Below are 20,894 nucleotides of genomic sequence, written 5' to 3' on the forward strand. Positions count from 1 at the left end.
GAAAGGAATGAGGCTTGGGGGATTATTTTTCATTAAGAATTTTTCGGACTTTTTGGGCCAGTCCTTTGCCGGAGAAGGGCTTCTGAATAAACTGCACCCCTTCGTCCAGCACCCCTCTATGGGCGATGACGTTGTCCGTATAGCCGGACATATAAAGAACTTTCAAAGCCGGCAGCATTTCCAGGGCTTTGTTATAAAGCTCCCTTCCGTTCATTTCAGGCATGACCACGTCCGTGAGCAGCAGGTGGATGGGCTCCGTACTGGACTGGATGATCTTTAGGGCCTCTGCGCTGCCCTTAGCTGCAAGAGTTTTGTAGCCTCTTCGTTTCAGGATGGTTCCGGCAAGATGCAGGACGTTCTCATTATCTTCCACCAGCAGAATTGTTTCGTCCCCGTCCAGTGTGATCACAGCCTTTTTTTCAGGCCCGCCCGCCGGAGGGCTTTCTTCCGCAACCGGCAGGTAAATCTTGAACGTGGCGCCCTGCCCTTCCTCGCTGTACAACCAGATGCTTCCGCCGTGCTGTTTGACGATTCCGTAAACCGTCGCAAGCCCCAGGCCGGTGCCGTGCTTTCCTTTGGTGGAGAAAAAGGGTTCAAACGCCCTTTCCCGGGCGGCCTGATCCATGCCCTGACCGGTATCGCTGATGACCAGGGCCGCATACCGTCCCGGCTGAACTTCGGAATGCAGTTTGGCGTAGTCTGCATCCAGATCCGCCATGCCGGTTTCCAGGGTCAGCACCCCGCCGTTGGGCATGGCGTCGGCCGCATTCACCGCCAGGTTCATAATCACTTGTTCTATCTGCCCTGCATCGGCCATGACCGGCAAAACCTTCTGCGACGAAATCACCCTGATTTCAATATCTTCCGGGATAGTGCGGCGTAACAGGTTTTTAAACGCCCCAAGGGTTTTCGATATATCCAAAGGCTTGAACTCAAGAGTCTGCTTCCGGCTGAAAGCCAAAAGCTGACGCACCAGGTTTCTCGCCCTCAAGCCTGCGCCCAGGATTTCTTCCACAGCCTCCCGCTTGGGGTCGTCCGGCCCTATGTCGTCGGACAGGATCTCCCCGAAACCGATTATGGGGGAAAGCAGGTTGTTCAGGTCGTGGGCCACGCCGCCCGCAAGGCGCCCTATGGACTCCAGTTTCTGCGACATGGAAAGCTGCTCCTGCAATTGCTCCTTTTCCTTTTCCATGTTTTTCCGCGCTGAGATATCACGCAAAATCACATGAGTCGCCATGGCGGCTCCCATGGAAAAGGCGGAAGTCAGGACCTCCACGTCCACGGGCTTGCCGTCCATCCGAAGCATCTGCATTTCGACAAGCGGCAGGGGGCGGCCCTCCGCATCCAGGATGTCCCTCCTTTTTGCAGCCAAGGATCGGAATTCAGGAGCGACCAGGTCAAGAATGGGCTTGCCTACAATGTCCTCATCCTTTTTTGCGCCAAAAAGATTCAGGCAGGCTTGATTAACCAGGAAAACCTTGCCGTCCAGAGCGGTGAACACAGCGTCCGGAGAATGCATGAACAGGCTGCGGTACCGGTTCTCACTGTCTTGCAGGACTTGCTCAGCCATCTTGCTTTCCGTAATGTCCTCAACCATGGCGATGAAGTATTCCACCGCCCCGGCGCTGTTTCTCACAGCCGTGACCGCCGTCCGCCCCCAGACCATGTCTCCGTTCTTATGCAGGTAGCGCTTTTCCATGATTTTAAGGGTTTCCTCGCCCGCAGCGATGCTTTTAATAAGCCGCTGGCTTGCCTTCCTTTCATCCGGGTGGGTCCATTCAAGAAAAGAACGCGCGCAAATTTCCTTTTCAGTATAGCCCACCAACTCACGCAGGGCCTTGTTGGAGCGTATTGGAAAACCGTTGGGCGCCACCATAATGATGCCTATGGGCGCCTGCTCAAACAGGGTTCTGAAACGGCTTTCGCTCTCTTTGAACGAATGCTCGGCCCATTTCCTTTCCGTCACGTCGATGGAAAGGACGAAAATCCCCTCCGGGACAGGCTGGATGCTCAATTCAAACCACCGGTTCGACCCGTTTCCATAATAAAATACGTTCTCCACCTGATGGGAGACGCGATTGATCATGCCGTCCTGCATCAAGGCGAAAATTTCGGTCTGTTCTATTCCCGGATACAGATCCAGCATGCTTTTGCCGGTCATATCCTGTTTGTTCATGCGTCCGTGCTTGGCGGCCGCGTCGTTCAGGTATATGTAGGACCAATCAAAACCGATAATCTGGCAGCCTTCCAGCATGTTGTCCAGGGTGGCGCGAAACCGTTTCTCGCGCTCGATTATCTCGTCCTCCGCCTTCTTTCTGTCCGATATGTCCCGCAAAAAATTGAGCGTGGCGGGCTTGCCTTCCCATTCTATGGGGGTGACGCTCAACTCCACCCAACGGACATGGCCGGAATCATGAAGCAGCCGAAAGGAATAGCTGGAAGGAGGGGCCTCGCCCCGCAAGCGTTGTGCATGCCTTTCCGTCACCAAGGCCAGGTCTTCGGGGTGGATAAAATCCGTCATATCCCGCGCCAACATGCCTTGGGGGTCCACGCCGGTGAAATCCCCCGCCTTGGCGTTCACAAACCTGATTACACCGTTCTGCACAATGTAAATGGCCTCGCCGGCGTTCTCCACGAGCGCCCGATATTTGGCCTCGCTTTCCTGCAGGGCGCTCTCCGCCTTCTTTTGTTCCGTTATGTCATTAAAAATCTGTACCCGCGACTTGGATCCGTTCTCCTTTTTTAATGGAATGTCATACACTTCGTAGTGGCGATCTTTTGCCGGGGAGCGCCATTCCATTTTGCAAAACTCTTCTTGAAACGCCGCCCCGGTCCTGCAGGCCGGGCGCAAACCCGGCATGTCTTTAAAATATTGATGGCATAACAAGTCGCCGGGTTCTCCAAATTCCGCCCTGATTTTTTCGTTGACGAATTCTATCCGCCTGTTTTCGTCCACCACGCAAACGCCGTAGGGAAATTTCTCCAAAACATCTTCAAACTTCTTGCGCTCCTTGAGGATGGCCTGGGCAGCCAGTTTCCGCTCGGTAATATCCTCTCCCACAGCCTGATACATCTCCGCCGCGCCGTTGGAATTGAAAAAGGCCCTGTTGGTCCACCTTTGCCAGCGGACGGACCCATCCGCGGCGACCACCTGGCGCTCGTGCGACATGGTGGGGCTCTCTTTCGTGAGAGCATGAATATTTTCCAGAACCGCATCCCGGTCCGGCTCCGGAAGAAGCAAAAGAAAGGAGGAGCCCACAAGCTCGTCATAAGCCTTGTTAAAATAAGCGCAATAGGGCTGGTTGACGTAAACAATTTCGCCGTCAGGCAAAAAAATGCATATCAATCCTGGGGCTTTATCCATTAATGACCGCCAGCGGCTTTCGCTCTCCCGCAATCGGCTATTGTCACGCTGCAGAGAAAGGACCCGCTGTTCCAGCTCTTCATAAGACGGTTTATGAGACATGTTCACCTATTTACTGGGCTGCATGCTGCCGTTTTCCTGATTGTGCTGGTCCGAACAATGAGAAAGCGAAGGATGAGCAAATGCATTCAAATGACAGATCTAACGCCGCTATGTTTGTGATTTTATATAAATAGGGTATCTAATTATCTTTTTGCAGTAAAGAAAAACATGGTTTCCTTTTTACGGCGGATCAATTTCTTGTGCAGGTAAGATGAAATCGGTTGGCTGAGTGAAGATCATGCCCAATCATTGAAAACCATAAAAACGCCGCACCAAGCAGGGGGCAGCCCTGCCTGGGGGCGACGTTTAGACGCGCAAAGCGCGTCGCGGGTAGCCCAGGCAGCGTGGTTTGCTGCCTGGGGCGCCCTACCATTGAAGGCGGATTCGACAATCTGGGGCTCAAACGTCAAACGTAGACCCCATTCAAACTAAAAGGGCGGCCCCTTTTTTAAAAAAGAAGCCGCCCTGTTTTATCGCTGGAGGGATTTGGAAATTAGATTCCGTATCCGTCGTCGGGCATTTCAATGGCAGCCTTGCAGGTGTTGAAGATGGCGTTCATCTTGCCGTGAGTGATGGGGATCAGGCTCTGAATGAAGAATTCAGCGGTCTTGACCTGACCTGTGTAGAAAGATTCATCCTTTTTCTTGACCTTGCCGGCCAGTTTCTCCACGGCCACGCTGGCGCGCCACAGGAGCATCCATGCCATGATCACGTCGCCCATGACATAGAGGAAAGGCAGGGAATGGGCGAAAGCCGCTTTGAAGTCCGGGGACACGGCGGTTTTGCCGAGATGCATGGCCGTTTCGCCCAGGCGGTTAAGAGCGGCTTCCAGGTCTTCGGCCAGGCCCTTGAGTGCTTCCTGTCCCTTGGCCTTGGCGATGGTCTTGCCCACTTCGCCCATGAAAGCCATGAAGACCTTGCCTTTTTCCATGCCCAGCTTGCGGCCCAAAAGGTCCATGGACTGGATGCCGCTGGTGCCTTCGTAGATGGAGGTGATCTTGCAGTCACGGGCGTATTGCTCAGCCAGGAAGTCCTGGCAGAAACCCACGCCGCCGTAAACCTGAATGCCCTGGACGCAAACTTCGTATCCCAAGTCGGAGAGGTAGGCCTTGATAAGAGGCGTCATGAGCTCGTACAGGCCGTTGTTGAGCTTTCTTTCCTCTTCGTCCTCGGCCATGGCCGCCTTGGTGGCCAGCATGGAGGAGTACTGGAAAAAGCTGCGGAAGCCGCATACGTAGGATTTCATCCACAAGAGGTTGCGGCGGACGTCCGGGTGGTTGATGATGGCGACCGGAGGAGCGCCGTGGTTGGCCATGTCGTCGATGCTGCGGCCCTGGATCCTGTCCCTGGCGTAGTTCAAAGCGTCCAGGTAGGAGGCGGAGGCGTAAGCCAAAGCCTGGAGGCCGGTGGCCATGCGGGCGCCGTTCATCATGTTGAACATGACCTTCATGCCTTCGCGTTCCTTGCCCAGCAAAAAGCCGATGCACTTGCCCTTGGAGCCCATGGACATCTGGCAGGTGGCGCTGGCCTTGATGCCGTGCTTGTGCTCTACGCCGGTGCAAAGGATGTCGTTGCGGTCTCCCAGGGAGCCGTCGGGATTCACGAAGTACTTGGGCACGATAAAAATAGAGATGCCCTTGGTTCCCGCGGGGTCGCCTTCAATGCGGGCCAGGACCGGATGGATGATGTTTTCGCACAGGTCGTGTTCGCCGTTGGTGATGAAGATCTTGTTGCCCGTGAGGGAGTAGGTGCCGTCATCGTTCTTCACGGCCGTGGTGGTGAGCGCGCCAACGTCCGTGCCCGCATCGGGCTCGGTCAGCAGCATGGTGCCGCCCCATTCGCCGGTGGTGATTTTGGGAATGTACAGGTCCTTTTGCTCCTGGGTGCCGTACTTCTCGATCATGTCCGAGGTTCCGTTGCCCATGGTGGCGTAGGAATAGCAGGCCCAACTGGCTGCCATGAACATTTCAGCCGTGGCCGAGGAAATAAAGGCGGGAGCGCCCTGGCCGCCCATTTCAGGCTCCACGCCCAGGTTCTGCCATTCGCCTTCCAGCAGCAGTTCGTGGGGGCGATGAAAGCTGTCGGGCACCTTGACTTCATTATTTTCGTACCTGACGCCCTGCCTGTCGCCTTCCTGCATGGTGGGCAGGAGTTCCTTCACCGCCAAGGCCTTGGCTTCGTTCAGGATCATGTCGCAGGTCTTTTTGTTGAATTCCTTGTAAGCGTCGTACTTTTTGAGGATTTCGCCTTCGCAATCCAGTTGCTCCCACAGGACAAAGTCCAGGTCTCTTCTGTCAACCAATTGTTGAGCCATTTTTAGTTACTTCCTTTCATATATGTTGGGGGGTGATCAGCAAACACTGCTCGCGTACATATTATACATATGTGTAAAATGTTTGCCGGCTTTTAACAATAGTTTTCTTAATTTTTTCTCCTATGCGGTTTTGACCGTAGAGGGCAGCTTGCTGGAAAGTATATCCGCCGCCTGCTCCACCATGTCTTCCACAACCTTTGCTGCAGGCTTGATTTCGTGAATCAACCCGGAAACCTGGCCTGCAAAGCCGCCCACGTGATCGTCGTGGCCGGAGCGGATGAGCCCGCCCAAAAGGGCCGAGGCCAGGAGCACCTGGAAGGGAAAGGGAAGCGCTTCCAGGCCGGAGGAGTCCCACAGTTCGTGGAACCGGGTTACATTGGCCCGGGAGGTTTTTCCCGTATACAATTTGCTGACCCGGGTGCCTTCGTCCGTGGATTCCACAATGCGCTGCTTGCACAGGTCCATGGCGCCGCCTTCGTTGGTGGCCAAAAACCGGGTTCCAACCCAGACGCCGATGCATCCCATGGCCAGGGCGGCTGCCAGGCCGCGTCCGTCGCCCACGCCGCCTGCGGCGAGAACCGGAACGGGATAGGCAGCGTCTAAAGCTTGCGGCAGTAAGGCGAATGTGCCCACCCGTCCGGTATGTCCTCCGCCTTCGTGGCCTTGGGCCGCGATTAAATCCACCCCGGACTTGGAAACCCGGCCGGCGTTTTTGGCATTGCCCACCACGCCCAGGACTTTCATGCCCTTGGCGTGAGCTTCGTCGACCATCCACCCGGGATCTCCCAAGCCTGCTGCGAACAGGGGAACCCTTTCCTCGATGCAGATGGCAACCGCCTCTTTGGGATTCATGGTGGTGGTGTCGTTATTCACCATCAAATCCTCCAGGGCGGGAAAGCCCATTTCCTTTTCCACTTTTCGGAACCAGTCCAGATGTTCTTTCGGCAAAAATTCGATCACCTGGGCCAGGGTGAGGTTTTCCTTTCCCCCGGTCATGGTTCCTCCGGGCAAATTTTTAGGCAGCAAAAGGTCAACGCCAAAGGGTTTGCCGGTTTGCGCCTTGATCTCCCGGATAGCTTCCTGCAAGCCGTCCAAAGTGAATCCGGCGCCGCCCAGAACGCCCAGGCCTCCCGCCTCGGAAACCGCCACAACCAGTTCCACGGGCGCTCCGTTGGGTTCGCCGATCAGGGTCGGCCCCATGCCTGCGCTCAAGATGGGATAGTCGATGTTCAGCATGTCGCATAACGGCGTCCGCAGCACTCTTTTTGCCATGATAAAACCTCCTTTGACGTTCACAGTTCAGGAACAAACATATTGCAACCGGAGTTTGAGTCGAATCGGACCGCTCCGGCGCCCCCCACAAGTTCTTTGTTGCAGAATTGTCCAAGTAAGGCAGGCTCGACGTCCAGGACGGCCAGGGTTTTTCTCCCGTCTTCCAGAGTTCCCAACACCAGGCCTTTTTCCGGGACGCCTTCCCGGGTGTTGCGTACAATGCATCCATCCACGACAAGCCTCCCCGCCGCCTCCTTGACAGGCTCGGGCAGGGCTGCGGACAAAATTGATTCCTGAATTGCTGAGTCGTCCCGCGACCATCCTTTGGGGGATGGCTCGCGGCCGTAGACTCCTACGGAGTGCCGCGTGTTAAAGCCGCCGTTTGCAGCGACCATCACGTTGTCCAGCTTTCCCGTCCTGATTTGCGCCGTTGCCTCGGCTATGGCGTGCATGGAGTAGTTTCCCATAGGGCCGCCGAAAAAGGGCAGCCCGCCCGTCACGGTCAGAGGCCTGGGATCTTCCGGATCCAGGCCAAGGGCTTCCATGGCGATTTCCACCATGGAGGGAAAGCAGGAGTATAAATCAAAAGCCCGGATTTGGGAAACACCCAATCCCGCCTGGTCCAGGGCCCTTTTAATGCAATGGTCCAAGGCGGGGGAGTCGTTCAGTTTCGGGCGCTGGGTCACGTACCTGATATTGTTCAAGTCCGCGCCTCCCATAGGGTAGACCAATTGGGAGGAATTCACTCCCATCTTTTTTGCGGTTTCCTCGCTAGTCATGACCACTGCGGCCGCCATATCCACGTTCATGGCCGCGCACATCCGCCGCGTGTACGGTTCACATGCCGCAGGATTGTCCGGTCCGGGGGTTGCTATTTCCTCGGCGGTGTACTTGCGCCTGTTCCATGCCAGGGGATTTTTTGCAGCCGCGGCTGAAAACTTTTCAAACAACCTCCCAAGGAAGGCCTGATGCTCTTTGGGCTCCCGGCCTTTGGCGGCCCTGATTGCAGTTTCGAACAAGGCGTACATGTTGACCGGAATCATGAGTTGATGGCTGTTTTCCAGGCTGTTGGTCCCCAGGTCCGGGCTGGCGCCGTCGCCTATGATCTCCGGGTTCTCCCTGGCCGGCCAATTCAATTTTACGGCGTCCTTGTAGGATTGCCTGACCGAGTGCTGGGCCTCGGCCCCGGCCATGAGCACGGCCCGGCTCTGGCCTGAGGCTATGCGCCGGGCCGCCTGATTGACGAACCATTGGGGGACGTGCCCGCTCATGATTCCATAATGGTTGTGGGAAGGCTTAAGGCCTAAATTGGCGCTCAAAAGACCGGGGGCGTCCTTATACCCCCAACTGAGGATATTGGAAACCCAGATGCAATCCACCAATGAGGCGAGGGCCGGCGGCCCCGCGTCCGCAAGAGCGGCCCGGGCGGCGTCGGCCATCAGCCTCATGGGGTCCAGAGGCTTTTCCAATTCGGGAAATTGCGTGAGTTGAGAGATTCCCACTATCACGGGGACATGGGGCATCCTGACCTCCTGGAGCACGGGTCCCCGTCTTATCCGGCTTTCAAAGCCTTTTCGCCCGGCTCAGTATAGGCCGGCTGCCTGGACCCCGCCATGGCCCGTAATATGCCCACCGTGGCTTTGGTGATCGAGTCCACATAGGCGTCCCGGTCCGGATTCGGATCGTTAAGATACACGGAAAGCATGTGAACGCACATTCCAAAAACCGCCTGAGCGCCCAATTTGGCGTCAAGAGGCTTAAGGCGTCCCAACCTGACCGCCGCCTCCAGATCCTGCGCCTGGTCCCGCAGATACAATTCCTGGTCCTTTTTCACGATTTTTCGGATGGGCTGGGGCAGCTTATCGGTTTCCAAAAGCAGCCATACCCACAGGGAGCGGTGCTCCGTGGCAAAATCCACCAGCGCTGTAATGGCCTGATGAGTCCGCTCTTCCAGGGAAACGTCCGGGGGCAGGTTGCGCACCTTGCGGAAATACCGCCGCAGGGTCATGCTGCCGTTGTCCAGAACCTGGGTGAACAAGTCCGCCTTATCATTGAAGTGATGATAGAACGACCCCACCGAGGCTCCGGCCCGTTCGGTGATTTGCTTTACCGATGCGCCTTCAAAGCCATGGGCGGCGAAAAGCTCGGTGGCCGCCTCCAAAAGACTGATTCTGGTGTATTCGCCTCTGATTTGCTTTTTTCTTGATTTTCCCGCCATATTCCACCTTTTAGAATTAGAATTCTATTTATAGCTTGGGATGCGCCATTTGTCAACACCCTGTTTATAAGCGTTTCTTGGACTTCAGCAACCCCATTGAATCCATGCCGCCCCTGATTCAAGAATCAGGGTTATAGTTAATTTTGTTTTGATTTATACCAATTTGCATTTCAATAATCAGCCGCGCTCCGGACCGCAGGAGCCAAAAAAGTGATGAACGAAATGGCTTCCTGGCATTGTTGGGCGGCGGCCGAAAACTTTAACAATATTCAGGATTGTTGACAAATTTTGACAACTTCACTAAACTGAAATTGCAGTTCAAAAAATTCCAACCTGGCCTTGAAGGATACATTATGCATTTTGTGAAAACCGCCGTGCTCACGGCCCTAGTGGCGGGCCTGTCTTTTCTCACTCCTTTCAATTACGCCTGTGCAGGCGATTCCCCAACGCCCCCAAAGCGCTACAAACTGGCCACCATCGCGCCCAAGGGCGTGGGATGGGCGGTGCATTACGAAAACCTGGTCCTGCCGGCTGTGCGGGAGCTGGCCGGAGACGACTTTGACGTCAAGGTCTTTTGGGGAGGGGCCATGGGAGATGACGAGGAAATCCTCAATAAAATGCGTAAAGGGTTTCTCCAGGGCGCGGGGCTGAGCGGCCAGGGGGCCACCCAGGCCTGCCCGGCCATGAGCGTGGTGGAGCTTCCCTTTTTGTTCGAAAACTATGATGAGGTGGACTACGTTAAAGAAAAAATGACCCCGATGTTTGAAGAATTGTTCCGCCAAAACGGGTTCTATCTTTTTGCCTGGTGCGACCAGGATTTTGATATCATCATCTCCAAAGGCGTTTCGTTCACCCGCCTGGAGGACTTTAAAGACGTCCGTTTTATGACCTGGTACGGCCCCTTGGAAGAAAAACTGCTCACCAATCTGGGAGCGGACCTGGTCCCCCTGGACATCCCGGAGATCGCCCCGGCCGCCCAGGCCGGAAAATACGAAGCCGCCATCGGACCGGCCGCCTTTGTGCTTGGCGCCCAGATGCATAATGTGGTGCGCAATATCAATCCCTGCAAAATCCGCTATTCCCCTTCCGTGGATCTGCTGACCAACGCGGCGTGGGACGCTGTCCCCCAGGCCACCAAGGAAAGCTATTTTAAACAAAGGGAGGCCCTGATGAAAAAATTCAACGCCAAGGTCAGAGAGGACAACGAAAGGTCATTGCAAGCCTTGTACACCTACGGCATGAAAAAGGATGAATTTTCGCCTTCGGAGTTAAGGCGCATCAAGGCCGCAACAAGGCATATCGGGGCTGACCTGGCGGGCAAGCTGTACTCCCAGGCCCTTTTGGACGAGTTGCTGCAGCATCTTGAGGACTACCGGGCGGCGAACGCCGAATAATAACGCCCCGTAAAAAAAACTGAGCGATTGCTCTTTTTTTTCATTCCTGTTATGATCCCCCCCTGACGTGTTGAAGGCCGCGCCTCAACGTTCAAGATCAGGAGACGATCATGACTGCTCATCCCCAAGCCAAAATCCTGTTAGTGGGCGGAAGCCCCCGCCCCAACGGAAACACGGACGCCCTGCTGCAGTCCGCGGCCCAGGGCGCGGAGGCCCGTGGCGTTCCCTGCACAATCGTCCATCTGCGGGATTACCAGTTCTCGCCATGCGTGGGGTGCGAGAAATGCCGCAAGGACAAGGCGTGCACCAAACTCATGGACGGCATGCAGCTTTTGTATCCCCTCATAGAGGAATGCCGGGGGATCATTCTGGCCTCGCCCACCCATCATTACAACATCACCGCCTGGATGAAGGCCTTTATCGATCGTTTATACTGCTATTACGACTTCACCAACGACAGGCCCAGGGGCTGGTCCAGCCGCCTGGCCGGCCAGGGCCGTTGCGCCGCGGTAATGGCCGTGTGCGAGCAGGAAGATATTCGGGATATGGGCTTTACCTTGGAGGCCATGGAAATGCCGTTGCAAGCGCTTCTGGGGTGCGGGATGACGGCCCGGGTGAGCGCCTTGCTGCATTTCAGCAAGGGAGCGGTGAAAAAGGATCAACAAGCCATGGACGCGGCGTTTGAGGCGGGCAAGGCGGTCGCCAGGCAGGCTGCGTCAGGCTGATTTATAGTGGTTTACTCATGACAACTACGAGGCGGTGCGGCGGGAGGGGCCGGCGGCCCCGGATGATCATTCTTTGACTAATCAGGAGCATTCGTTACATGAGCGTTATTTATTTAATCCGGCATGGCCAGGCTTCATTCGGGGAAGACAATTACGACAAACTGTCCGATCTGGGCGTGCGCCAATCCCAAATTGTGGCGCAGCGGCTGGCCGAGCACGGCGTGAAATTCGACTCCGTCATTACCGGGACCCTCCAACGGCAAATCCATACGGCCCAGGCCTTGTACGACGCTTACGAGAAAAAGGGGCTGGAACTGCCTGAACGCAAAACCATGCCCGAGTTCAACGAATACCCTTCGGACGAAGTGCTGATGGGCTATCTGCCCAGGCTGGAAGCCAAGGAGCCCTCCCTGGCCGAGCATTTCGATAAGATATACACGGACCGGCGCTCCTTTCAGTTGGTTTTTGAAAAAGCCATGCAAACCTGGGCTTCGGGCCAGGATGACGTTCCGGGCATCACCCCCTGGCTGGAATTCACAGCCACGGTGAACAAGGGCCTGGACGCCATCATGGCGAGCCACGGCTCCGGAACCAACGTGGCGGTTTTTTCCTCGGGCGGCCCCATATCCGTCGCCTTGCAGCGCACCATGCACCTTTCCCACGAAAGGACCATGGAGGTTTCGTGGCAGGTCATGAACGCGTCCATCACCCGTTTGAAGTTCAGCGGAAACCGGATCAACCTGTACGCCTTCAACCAGTTCGGCCATTTGGAAGCGGTGAAGGATAAAACGGTGCTTACCTACCGGTAATTCCAATATTTCCACCCAAACCTTGCGCCTCAGGGATTTGTGCCACATATTATATGCAAACAAATCAGGAGGCGAATTATGGCTGACGAACATCATTACGTATTTGGAGAAACCGAGGATTTTTTGACCGGCGAGGTGTTGACCGACACCCACGACGAACGCTACCGGCAAAAAATCGCCCGCATCCTGGTGGAGGAAAAAGGTTACGCCAAGGAGGACGTCCGTCCTCGCCTGGACCTCATGGCCCAGGCCGGAGAAAACCGCCGCCAATTGATGGTGGATTTCGCCGTCAGCGTCGATGGCAAGACGGCCATGATCATCCGGTACGCCCCGGGATCCTTGATCACCCGCCACAGGCCCTGCATAGCCGCCGCCCGCCTTTTGGAGCCGTATCAGGTGCCCTTTGTCGTTGTGACAAACGGGGAGGACGCCCAGGTGTTGGATGTGAAGACCGGCAAGGTCATCTCCGAAGGCCTGGACTCCATCCCGGATAAAGCCGCCCTGGAGGAGCTTGCCAGGGACGCCGCCTTCGACCCCATCGACGACAAACGCCGGGAAATGGAATCCCGTATTATTTACACCTACGAAGCGGTGGGTGCATGCAATTGCGACATCTGCTAACCTTTACCCTCTCCCGGAATCAACAATGACTGAAAACTTGTACGTACACGGCTATTCGGAACGCGAAAAGGAGCGCCTGGAAGATCAGGCCAACACCCTGACCGAGCTTTTGCACCACGACACGGTTTATCCGCCGGGAAGCCGGGTTTTGGAAGCGGGCTGCGGCGTGGGCGCCCAGACCGTAACTCTGGCGGCGAAAAGCCCGGATGCCCAAATCACGTCCATAGACATCTCCGCGGAATCCCTGGCGGCGGCCCAGGCGAGAATTATTCAGGCCGGATTCACCAACGTGGCGTTTCAGCAAGCCAATATTTTCGACCTGCCTTTTGAAACGGAATCCTTTGACCACCTTTTTCTCTGCTTTGTGTTGGAGCATTTGCCCAATCCGGACGAAGCCCTGGACGCCCTGCAAAAAATGATCAAGCCCGGCGGAACCATTACGGTGATTGAAGGGGACCACGGCTCCACGTACTTTCATCCCCAGAATTCCTACGCAGCCCAATGCGTCCAATGCCTGGTTTATCTTCAAGCGCAAATGGGAGGAGACTCCCAGATCGGAAGGCGGTTGTTTCCGCTTTTAAAGGAAGCAGGATTCCAGGACGTACAGGTCTCGCCCCGCATGGTTTATGTGGATAGTTCCAAGCCGGACCTGGTGGAAGGATTCACAAAAAACACCTTTACGGCCATGGTGGAAGGCGTCAGGGAAAAGGCTTTGGAGCAAGGCTTGATGGATCCCAGGGCGTGGGAGCAAGGCATCCGGGGCCTGTACCGCGCCGCCGAAGAAGACGGCGTGTTTTGCTACACCTTTTTCAAGGGCATGGGGGTGAAGGAGTAGCTTCTGAAGGATAGTCGGCCTTGCCCTCGCCGCATTTGGCCCAATCAATCTTCCAGCCTCAAAAAAATTGCGCCGCCATCGGTCAGGATGGCGGCGAAGCATTTTTCACGCACTTTATGGGGCCTTCCATCAATTGCCGAAGTAGCCCCAGACTTTTTCCAAAAGCTCGGTGGTTCTGGCCGCCGGATTTTCGCGGATTTTCTTTTCCTCCTGAGCCATGATCACAAACAGGCCGTCCAGGGCCTTTTCTGTCACGTATTGATCCAGGTCCGGGGAGTAGGATTGGAGCAGAGGCATGGACGCCGTAGCCTTATCCATCATGGCCTTATAGTAGCTGGTAACCCTGGCGGAGTCTGTGGCTTCCTGCACTACCGGCTCGATTTCCGCAAAAAGCTGATCCCGGGTTTTGGTTTCAAAGTACTGGGTGGCTGCGTCGTCCTCGCCCTGGAGGATTTCAGCCGCTTCGGTCAGGGTCATGGAGGTCACCGCGCCTCCCAGGATTTCCGTGGTTTTGGGCACGGCCTTTTCGGCGGCCCGGTTCATGCTCTCCACAAAGTTGTCCACCAGTTCGTCCTGCCCCAACTTCCGCAGGATCGATTCGGCCTGCGCCAGTTTGTCCGGCACGGGAATCTTAACCAGGTCATTGCTCAAAAAGCCGTTTTCCTGTCCCAGACTGGCGATGGCCGTGGTGACGGCCTGGTGCAGGGCTTCCTTGATGCCGGAATTCATTTCCGTTTCCGACAAGCCGGAATCGGAGGCTGTGGATGTCTTTTCCGTGCTATCTTCCGAAGAATCCTCGGTCGCGGATTTCACGACGCCTTTTATCGCGTCGGCCCAGCCGGCCATGGCCGGGGACATGACGCCCGCCGCAAAAATGATGCATGCCAGCACTGCCAATACGTATACAATTGATTTCCTCATAATTTCTCCCAAGACCCTCGCGGGCTTTGCAAATTGTTTGTTTAAACGGCGCTACGCCGCGGATAGTAACTTTGTATAGACCATAGTCGTTTTCTTAAGGTCAAGCATGATATGACTCACATGGAAATTTCAGGCCCATGCCACATTAAAATAGGGTTAGCTCCAGGTCCCGGATCTTGACTAATTTAAAAAAATGAGTATTTTATTTTAAATACTTTTCATACTCGTGTTCTTATTGCCCATTCTCCTCGCCGGAATTCGTCTTGCTCAACAGGATTTTTCCTGGAATACGAGAATTTTCTATACACTGACTCTCAGTTCGCCCAACAAACAACTATTTGTTTTTTATTAAAATTTTAACAGAAATTTTTGATAATGCTTCTCGTGTCTGGGTTCTGTGAGGAGGGTGGAGCAAACCCGCTAATACCGGGCGTTATTTGAATGAGGAAAAAATGGCACGCACCTTGCTTAATAGTCAGAGCAGCCCTACTACACCGGATCATTTTTTCCAGCGCCACATAGATGCTTCCGCCCTGATCCAATTTTGTGCAGAGATCTGTCCCTGCACCCCCCTGTAAACAGGAAGGAGGTAGAACGATGCAAAAAATCGTAATCGTAAGCAGTCAGCCGGACAAAGACAATCCATTGCTGGTGGCCATGCTCAATGTGCTGTTTCCTGAGTGTGAAATCCAGGTGACCAATGGAGCCGCCGAATCTGAATTCGACGGCATCGCCAGCGAACCCATTGAATTTGATCTTCGCGCCGGAAGGGACGAGACATCCAACGTCGAATGCTGATTTTCATGCTCTATCGCCGCAGCCAAGACGGCCTGAATCTTTCGGGCCTGTTACGCCCCCTTCGCCAGGACTCTGCAGGGAGAGCGGAATGGTCCGCCTCCTCCCCGAGAGTTCCGGCGCCTGCTATTCGGCTCCGCCCTATAGGATAGCCGCACCTCTTTTTACGCCTTGACCTTTCAAACTCATAACAATCTGTAAAATAAAGATATACTTACAATAACAAAATCACAACTCTCCCGATGGGAGATCCAGGGGTTGCAAGGAGCCGACGCATTGTGATAAGCCCATTCCTACTTGGAGGGGGTTTGTTCCTCGGACCATTTTTCCATTATTCCAAACCATTGGATTGAGGATTGCACCCCGGGAGCCGAAAAGCATTTTGAAAGAGTCATTGACGCATTTCAGTAAGGAACAGATTTTTACGGTGGGAGACGCCGCAGCCATGGCTGAGGAGCTGGTTTCCAACTCTTACAAAATGTCCGCCAGCCAGTGGCTTTGGCACCGATACGACGTCAAGACCCTGGCGGACTTGGCCCCCGGTGAAATCGTGGAGGGCCCCTTCGCCCAGATCGTGCGGTATCGGGGGCAAAAATCCGAAACCTCCCTGGGCTCATCCTCTTACGACTTTTATAAAATCTGCCTCATGGACCACACCATTCTCAGCGCCCTGGAATCGGACAGGGACCTGCGGCTTTTCCCCTTCGCCTTGTACATCCTTTGCCATGAACTCATCCACATTGTGAGATTTGCAAAATTCCTCCAGAGCTTTCACGCCAGCCAGGAAGAGAAAATGGCCGAAGAAAACCGGGTGCATCAGAAAACCCGTGAGGTTCTCAATTCCGTCCGCGTTCCCGGGAAAGAGGCGCTGTTCGCCTTTTACAAAGCCTGGGAAGCCCCCATGGACGCCGCCATCGCCTCTCAATAATATCAAGCGCCCCTTTTTTATGGCCTCGGCTTTTAGCAATTATAGCTCCTTTTTCGTCCTTCAAAATCCTGAAAAGCATCTTCCTCGAAAAGAATGACGCCAAGTCAGATTTTTGACGAATAGCGCCCGCCCCTCCTTGCTTCCGCCATTCTAACGGCAGGCTTCCTTTTAAAGAAAGCCCCTAATGCCCGCATATTATTGCGGTATTTTGAATGAACTTCCAACCGTGAATACTGGCATGCTTGTTGCTCAATAGAAGCGGAAGCCTGATCTTCACCGGGCTTTTCCATTTTTTTCCAACACAACGTGAACTCCGGTATGGAAAGGAGCGCTAAATGTCACGCCGAATGAATTAGGGCGCCAAGGTTATGGGCCTTGCTTCCGCAGCAGTATTAATCACCTGCCTGGTTATGATGGGGCTGCTTGCCTGGCAGGGCAAGCAAATGCAGGCAAAGATGAAAGGCCAGATGGACGGCATGGCCCGGCAGCAAGTGGCGAACATCGTCCAGGGCTTGTACCGCATGGCTATTAATCAGGATGAAGCGATTCGCCGCTCCATGGAGTCCAATCTTCGCATCGCTCAAAAAATGGTGCAGGACATGGGCGGCATCAATATGGGCAGGGCCACGGTGGATTGGGAAATCACAAACCAGTTCACCAAAGAAAAGTCCACGATCACCCTTCCCACCATGCTGGCCGGCGATCTGTGGCTTGGGAAGAACACAAAATTTACGGCGCCCTCACCCTTGGTGGATGATATCACCGATCTGACTCACGTGACCTGCACAATCTTCCAACGCATCCCCGAGACCGGGGATATGCTGCGGGTAAGCACCACCGTAAAAAAGCTGGACGGCCAAAGGGCCATTGGGACCTACATCCCCAATATGCATAACGGCGAACCCAATAAAGTGATTGAAACGGTCATGCAGGGGGAAACGTTTTTCGGCAGGGCCTTTGTCGTCAACGCCTGGTATCTTACCGCCTACCAGCCGATCACTTCGGACGCCGGAGAAATTGTGGGCATATTATATGTCGGCGCGCCCGAGGATGAAATGCTGGAGTCCATCAAGGGCGCCATTGCTTCCACGTCCGTGGGTAAAACCGGCTATTCCTGGGTCCTGGCGGGGACCGGCAAGGAAGCAGGCTTGTACGTGGTGTCCAAGGATAGGAAATCCGACGGAAAGAACATCCTTGGAGTGAAAGATTCCGATGGAAACTATTTCGTCAAAAAAGTCATTGATAAAAGCCTCAAAGCCAACCCCGGAGAAATCAACTTTGAATCCGTTCCCTGGAAAAATCCCGGCGAGGAAAAAACCAGGGTTAAAATCCAGGCATTCACCTACTATCCGCCGTGGGACTGGGTTATTGGAGCGGGCGCCTATGAAGAGGATTTCATGGAAGCCCAGCAGGAAGTGGACAACACCATCAAAAGGCTTTTAACCATCCTGGGAGGGGCCAGCCTGGGAATCATCCTCCTGGCTTTGCTGGCCAGTTTCCTGCTGGCCAAGGGCATCAGCAATCCCGTGCAGGAAATCGTCAAAGGCCTGAACGAAGGCCTGGGCTTTGTGGCCTGCGCCTCCGATCAGGTCGCGTCGTCCAGCCAAAGCCTGGCCAACGGCGCCACCGAGCAGGCGGCCTCCGTGGAGACCACATCCGCCGCCCTGGTTGAAATGTCGTCCATGACCAAGCAAAACGCCCAGAACGCCGGCCAGGCCGACGGACTCATGAAAGAGATGGAAAGCGTGTTCACGGAAGCCAATCAGGCCATGGAGGGGCTCACACGGTCCATGGCGGAAATCACCAGCGCCAGCGACGAGACCTTCAAGATCGTCAAGACAATCGACGAAATTGCATTCCAGACCAACCTGCTGGCCCTTAACGCCGCCGTAGAGGCTGCCAGGGCCGGAGAGGCCGGTGCAGGATTCGCAGTGGTGGCCAACGAAGTGCGCAACCTGGCCTCCCGAGCTGCGGAAGCCGCCAGAAACACCGCTCTGCTTATTGAGGGCACTGTGAGAAAAATCGAACAGGGAAGCGGCCTTGTCACGGAAACCAACGACTCCTTCGGCCTGGTGGCGGGAAGGGCTTCCAAAGTAGCCCAACTGGTGTCTGAAATTGCAGAAGCCTCCCACGAACAGGCCGACGGCATCGAGCAGATCAACCACGCCATCGCGGAAATGGAAAAGGTCACCCAGCAAAACACGGGAAGCGCCGAGGAGTCCGCCTCCGCCTCCGAGGAACTGAAGTCCCAATCCCAGCGCATGCAGCAACTGGTGGCCAAGCTGTTGACCATGATCACTGGAGAAAATTCCGCCCAGGCGGCCGTTGGAAAGCGCGCAGCCAACGCTTCCGGCGGCGGCGGGCGAATAAGGCTGCCCAAAACAGACGGCAAGCAGATCACCTATTCAGGGGATTAGCCGGGCCTTAAGCATTGAGAAAATGAGTCACGGCGGTTTCAGATGATTGCAGCGGCGCCCCTGTGGGCGCCCTGCATAAGGCAGGCACAGGGGCCTGCCCATACAAACCAGCCAAAAGACTCCTGCTTTGCCGGTGCGGCATCCGCGCCCTCGTTCCCATGCTTTGCGTGGGAATGCATATGGAACTATCTGAAATCAAGGCATTTTAAAGACATAGAAAGGAGCACCAAAAACCGAAAAATCAGGAAATCAATACATTCCTTTCGTCCGCCGACCTTTCCGAATTTCAACAATCTTTCCTGGTCGCGCCTTTTGTTCTTGCGAACCCGGGAAGCACGCCGCGATTCCTGGGACGCCCGGCAATTTTCAAGCGATTGCAAAAATGACGCTGGGTTCCCGTTTCCGGAACTATGTCATGATGATTGCGAACTGCAGCAATCATCCCGCCATAATTCCTACACGGGAATGACGAACTGAGGAGGCGAATCGGGCGCATGCGGTCGTGGATGCGCGAAGGGCAACGGCCGCCCAAATGGTCCCGCAGCAAGATGCACTTTGGGGTGGCCCCCCCTACCTGTGGATAGCCCGGGCGGAGCAGTATCCCGCCCGGGTGCGCAAGCACATGGTGTGAAAACCTTATTCGTCAATTGAAGTCTACGACTCCCAAGGAACGAAAGGCCATCCCAACGCCCGGCCTTCGCTCCCATGCCTCGCCTATGCATGCTGATGGAGTTGTATGACTTCCCGTCTGATCAGTTTTTCTGGTTGAACAACGCGAAAATGCCCAAGGAGTTCTTCTTGGGATCGCCCTGGTTTTTGCCTTCCTGAGCCATGCGGATGAGCAGGTCCAGCATTTCCTTGATGGCGTTGAGCTTTTCAGGGAAATGGGGCGGATTTTCGTTGCCGTGCACCAGGATATTGTTGATTTCCAGGAGCATCTTGCGCGTGGATCGGGGGCCGAAGGTGGCCACCACGGTGTTCAACAGGTTGGTGATGAACTGATTGAAACTCTTACGCAGGAACACGCCGCCCTTCTCCCGGTTCTTGATGGGCTTAAGAACCTGATTCAGGGCCTCGGAGTTTTCGGCCAGGGTGTTATGGGGATGATAGCCCGCAAAGATGCTCAGCTTTTGCTTCATCATCTGGGGCTTGCAGTTTTCCACAATATTATAGGTCCAGCGGTTGGGAGCAGTGTCCAGAAGGCGTCCGATGGCTTCCTTTTCCTCCCTGTTCACGCCGGCTTCCCGGAACATGGCGTCCACCCATTCGCTGAGTTCGGAATGGATGTTGTCGTAGATGATCAGGAGCAATTCCGTGTAGAAAATGATCAGGCCGGAGTAATCCCCTTCCTCCTGGGATTCGTACACGGTTTCCTTTCCGGCCTTTTCGATGGCTTCCAGGGTCAGCAGGGTATGGAGAAGATGGTAAGCGCTGAAATCGTCGAAGCCGCTGGTATTGATCAGCTGACGCACGGTTTTCGAGCCGTTGATGAGGGAGATGAACCGCCTTTCGTGAGGCTTGAAGTTTTTCTCCTCGTTTTTCATGATTTCGGGCTTAACCTTAAACACCAGATCTTCCGTGGGGATCTGCTTGACAAAGTAGCACATCTCGTCGATGCGGTACATTGCCTCCATAATGATGTTCATTATGTCGATTTTGGTGTCCAGAGCGCCCTGGGGAACCAGGTTGGAGTCATGATATTCGAAGTAGCCGGTCTTCCAGGAAAAAAGGTCAAAGATAACCTCTTCCGCCTGCTTATGAATGGTCTCCCTTAGCATTTCTTCAGTGATGAAGCCGCGCTGCACCAGCACGCTGCCCAGGGCCTGTTTCTTCTGTTGGGAGGCAGTGAGGCAATAGGTCAGGTCATTGGCGGAGATCATGCCGTTTTTGCGCAGCAGGTCGCCCAAGCGGGTTTGCTTCTGGGACCCGGCCGCCGAGATGACGCCGCCGTTAAGCACAAATATTTTGACCTCGTTCTCACCATTGGTAAGGTGGAGCGTGCCGGTTCGCTCTTCATTGGACAACAATTGGAGGATGCTGGCCAAAGAGGCTGGTTCAAAATTTCCCTTTAAATTCATAAGCTGATCTTCACCCTGATTCGCTCGATCATTTCTCCTGAATATGATTGGGCTTTTTTATTGCATTTGTCAAGAATCTTAAGGCCCGGGTCGGGTCACCC

General features: G+C 54.9%; 15 protein-coding genes. 8 read left to right on the forward strand and 7 right to left on the reverse strand.

The features are described from left to right. Positions 1-22 precede the first annotated feature (22 nt). The 5 genes from G491_RS33425 to G491_RS0105595 form a co-directional block, all read right to left on the reverse strand. On the reverse strand, positions 23-3,466 hold the full coding sequence (locus G491_RS33425) for a PAS domain S-box protein (protein WP_084511335.1): 3,444 nt from the start codon (positions 3,464-3,466) through the stop codon (positions 23-25). A gap of 493 nt (positions 3,467-3,959) precedes the next feature. After that, positions 3,960-5,780 carry an acyl-CoA dehydrogenase gene (locus G491_RS0105580; RefSeq protein WP_028313875.1) on the reverse strand — a complete coding sequence of 607 codons (1,821 nt, stop codon included), beginning with the start codon at positions 5,778-5,780 and terminating at the stop codon, positions 3,960-3,962. A gap of 120 nt (positions 5,781-5,900) precedes the next feature. After that, positions 5,901-7,052 (reverse strand): NAD(P)H-dependent flavin oxidoreductase, encoded by a 1,152-nt coding sequence (locus G491_RS0105585; RefSeq protein WP_012609255.1) that lies wholly within the window; start codon positions 7,050-7,052, stop codon positions 5,901-5,903. Between the two features lie 20 nt (positions 7,053-7,072). Then, positions 7,073-8,575: an acetyl-CoA acetyltransferase gene (locus tag G491_RS0105590; protein WP_028313876.1), complete on the reverse strand. Its 1,503-nt coding sequence runs from the start codon at positions 8,573-8,575 to the stop codon at positions 7,073-7,075. 29 nt (positions 8,576-8,604) lie between these two features. Next, on the reverse strand, positions 8,605-9,270 hold the full coding sequence (locus tag G491_RS0105595; RefSeq protein ID WP_012609253.1) for a TetR/AcrR family transcriptional regulator: 666 nt from the start codon (positions 9,268-9,270) through the stop codon (positions 8,605-8,607). Positions 9,271-9,623: 353 nt separating this feature from the next. Here G491_RS0105595 and G491_RS0105600 point away from each other — a divergent pair, with 353 nt between their 5' ends. From G491_RS0105600 to G491_RS0105620, 5 genes are all read left to right on the forward strand, one after another. Further along, positions 9,624-10,664 carry a TRAP transporter substrate-binding protein gene (locus tag G491_RS0105600; RefSeq protein ID WP_157467997.1) on the forward strand — a complete coding sequence of 347 codons (1,041 nt, stop codon included), beginning with the start codon at positions 9,624-9,626 and terminating at the stop codon, positions 10,662-10,664. A gap of 110 nt (positions 10,665-10,774) precedes the next feature. Further along, complete coding sequence (locus G491_RS0105605) at positions 10,775-11,389, forward strand: flavodoxin family protein (protein ID WP_012609251.1); 615 nt, start codon at positions 10,775-10,777, stop codon at positions 11,387-11,389. Between the two features lie 98 nt (positions 11,390-11,487). Then, positions 11,488-12,198 (forward strand): histidine phosphatase family protein, encoded by a 711-nt coding sequence (locus G491_RS0105610; RefSeq protein ID WP_012609250.1) that lies wholly within the window; start codon positions 11,488-11,490, stop codon positions 12,196-12,198. A 78-nt stretch (positions 12,199-12,276) separates the two neighbouring features. Continuing rightward, complete coding sequence (locus tag G491_RS0105615; protein WP_028313878.1) at positions 12,277-12,819, forward strand: type I restriction enzyme HsdR N-terminal domain-containing protein; 543 nt, start codon at positions 12,277-12,279, stop codon at positions 12,817-12,819. 25 nt (positions 12,820-12,844) lie between these two features. Beyond that, positions 12,845-13,654 carry a methyltransferase domain-containing protein gene (locus tag G491_RS0105620; RefSeq protein ID WP_012609248.1) on the forward strand — a complete coding sequence of 270 codons (810 nt, stop codon included), beginning with the start codon at positions 12,845-12,847 and terminating at the stop codon, positions 13,652-13,654. A 129-nt stretch (positions 13,655-13,783) separates the two neighbouring features. Here G491_RS0105620 and G491_RS0105625 read toward each other — a convergent pair whose 3' ends face one another. Continuing rightward, on the reverse strand, positions 13,784-14,575 hold the full coding sequence (locus G491_RS0105625; protein WP_035217804.1) for a DUF4197 domain-containing protein: 792 nt from the start codon (positions 14,573-14,575) through the stop codon (positions 13,784-13,786). 597 nt (positions 14,576-15,172) lie between these two features. Here G491_RS0105625 and G491_RS0105630 point away from each other — a divergent pair. The 3 genes from G491_RS0105630 to G491_RS33430 all read left to right on the forward strand — a co-directional run bounded on the left by G491_RS0105630 (position 15,173) and on the right by G491_RS33430 (position 18,715). Beyond that, positions 15,173-15,373 (forward strand): hypothetical protein, encoded by a 201-nt coding sequence (locus G491_RS0105630; RefSeq protein WP_012609246.1) that lies wholly within the window; start codon positions 15,173-15,175, stop codon positions 15,371-15,373. 379 nt (positions 15,374-15,752) lie between these two features. Continuing rightward, a complete protein-coding gene (locus tag G491_RS0105635) occupies positions 15,753-16,298 on the forward strand; it encodes a hypothetical protein (RefSeq protein WP_012609245.1) in 546 nt (181 codons plus the stop codon). Positions 16,299-16,666: 368 nt separating this feature from the next. Continuing rightward, complete coding sequence (locus G491_RS33430) at positions 16,667-18,715, forward strand: methyl-accepting chemotaxis protein (RefSeq protein ID WP_051327055.1); 2,049 nt, start codon at positions 16,667-16,669, stop codon at positions 18,713-18,715. 752 nt (positions 18,716-19,467) lie between these two features. Here the strand turns inward: G491_RS33430 and G491_RS0105650 are convergent. Continuing rightward, entirely contained in the window at positions 19,468-20,793 is a 1,326-nt protein-coding gene (locus tag G491_RS0105650) for a DUF4388 domain-containing protein (protein WP_012609243.1), read from the reverse strand. Positions 20,794-20,894 lie beyond the last annotated feature (101 nt).

Source organism: Desulfatibacillum aliphaticivorans DSM 15576 (assembly GCF_000429905.1).
Lineage (GTDB): Bacteria > Desulfobacterota > Desulfobacteria > Desulfobacterales > Desulfatibacillaceae > Desulfatibacillum > Desulfatibacillum aliphaticivorans.

Coding starts and splice junctions, on each gene's coding strand:
- G491_RS33425 (WP_084511335.1), bottom strand. CDS start 3,466: ATGTCTCATAAACCGTCTTATGAAGAGCTGGAACAGCGGGTCCTTTCT.
- G491_RS0105590 (WP_028313876.1), bottom strand. CDS start 8,575: ATGCCCCATGTCCCCGTGATAGTGGGAATCTCTCAACTCACGCAATTT.
- G491_RS0105625 (WP_035217804.1), bottom strand. CDS start 14,575: ATGAGGAAATCAATTGTATACGTATTGGCAGTGCTGGCATGCATCATT.
- G491_RS0105580 (WP_028313875.1), bottom strand. CDS start 5,780: ATGGCTCAACAATTGGTTGACAGAAGAGACCTGGACTTTGTCCTGTGG.
- G491_RS0105610 (WP_012609250.1), top strand. CDS start 11,488: ATGAGCGTTATTTATTTAATCCGGCATGGCCAGGCTTCATTCGGGGAA.
- G491_RS0105605 (WP_012609251.1), top strand. CDS start 10,775: ATGACTGCTCATCCCCAAGCCAAAATCCTGTTAGTGGGCGGAAGCCCC.
- G491_RS0105620 (WP_012609248.1), top strand. CDS start 12,845: ATGACTGAAAACTTGTACGTACACGGCTATTCGGAACGCGAAAAGGAG.
- G491_RS0105595 (WP_012609253.1), bottom strand. CDS start 9,270: ATGGCGGGAAAATCAAGAAAAAAGCAAATCAGAGGCGAATACACCAGA.
- G491_RS33430 (WP_051327055.1), top strand. CDS start 16,667: ATGGGCCTTGCTTCCGCAGCAGTATTAATCACCTGCCTGGTTATGATG.
- G491_RS0105650 (WP_012609243.1), bottom strand. CDS start 20,793: ATGAATTTAAAGGGAAATTTTGAACCAGCCTCTTTGGCCAGCATCCTC.
- G491_RS0105615 (WP_028313878.1), top strand. CDS start 12,277: ATGGCTGACGAACATCATTACGTATTTGGAGAAACCGAGGATTTTTTG.
- G491_RS0105600 (WP_157467997.1), top strand. CDS start 9,624: ATGCATTTTGTGAAAACCGCCGTGCTCACGGCCCTAGTGGCGGGCCTG.
- G491_RS0105630 (WP_012609246.1), top strand. CDS start 15,173: ATGCAAAAAATCGTAATCGTAAGCAGTCAGCCGGACAAAGACAATCCA.
- G491_RS0105585 (WP_012609255.1), bottom strand. CDS start 7,052: ATGGCAAAAAGAGTGCTGCGGACGCCGTTATGCGACATGCTGAACATC.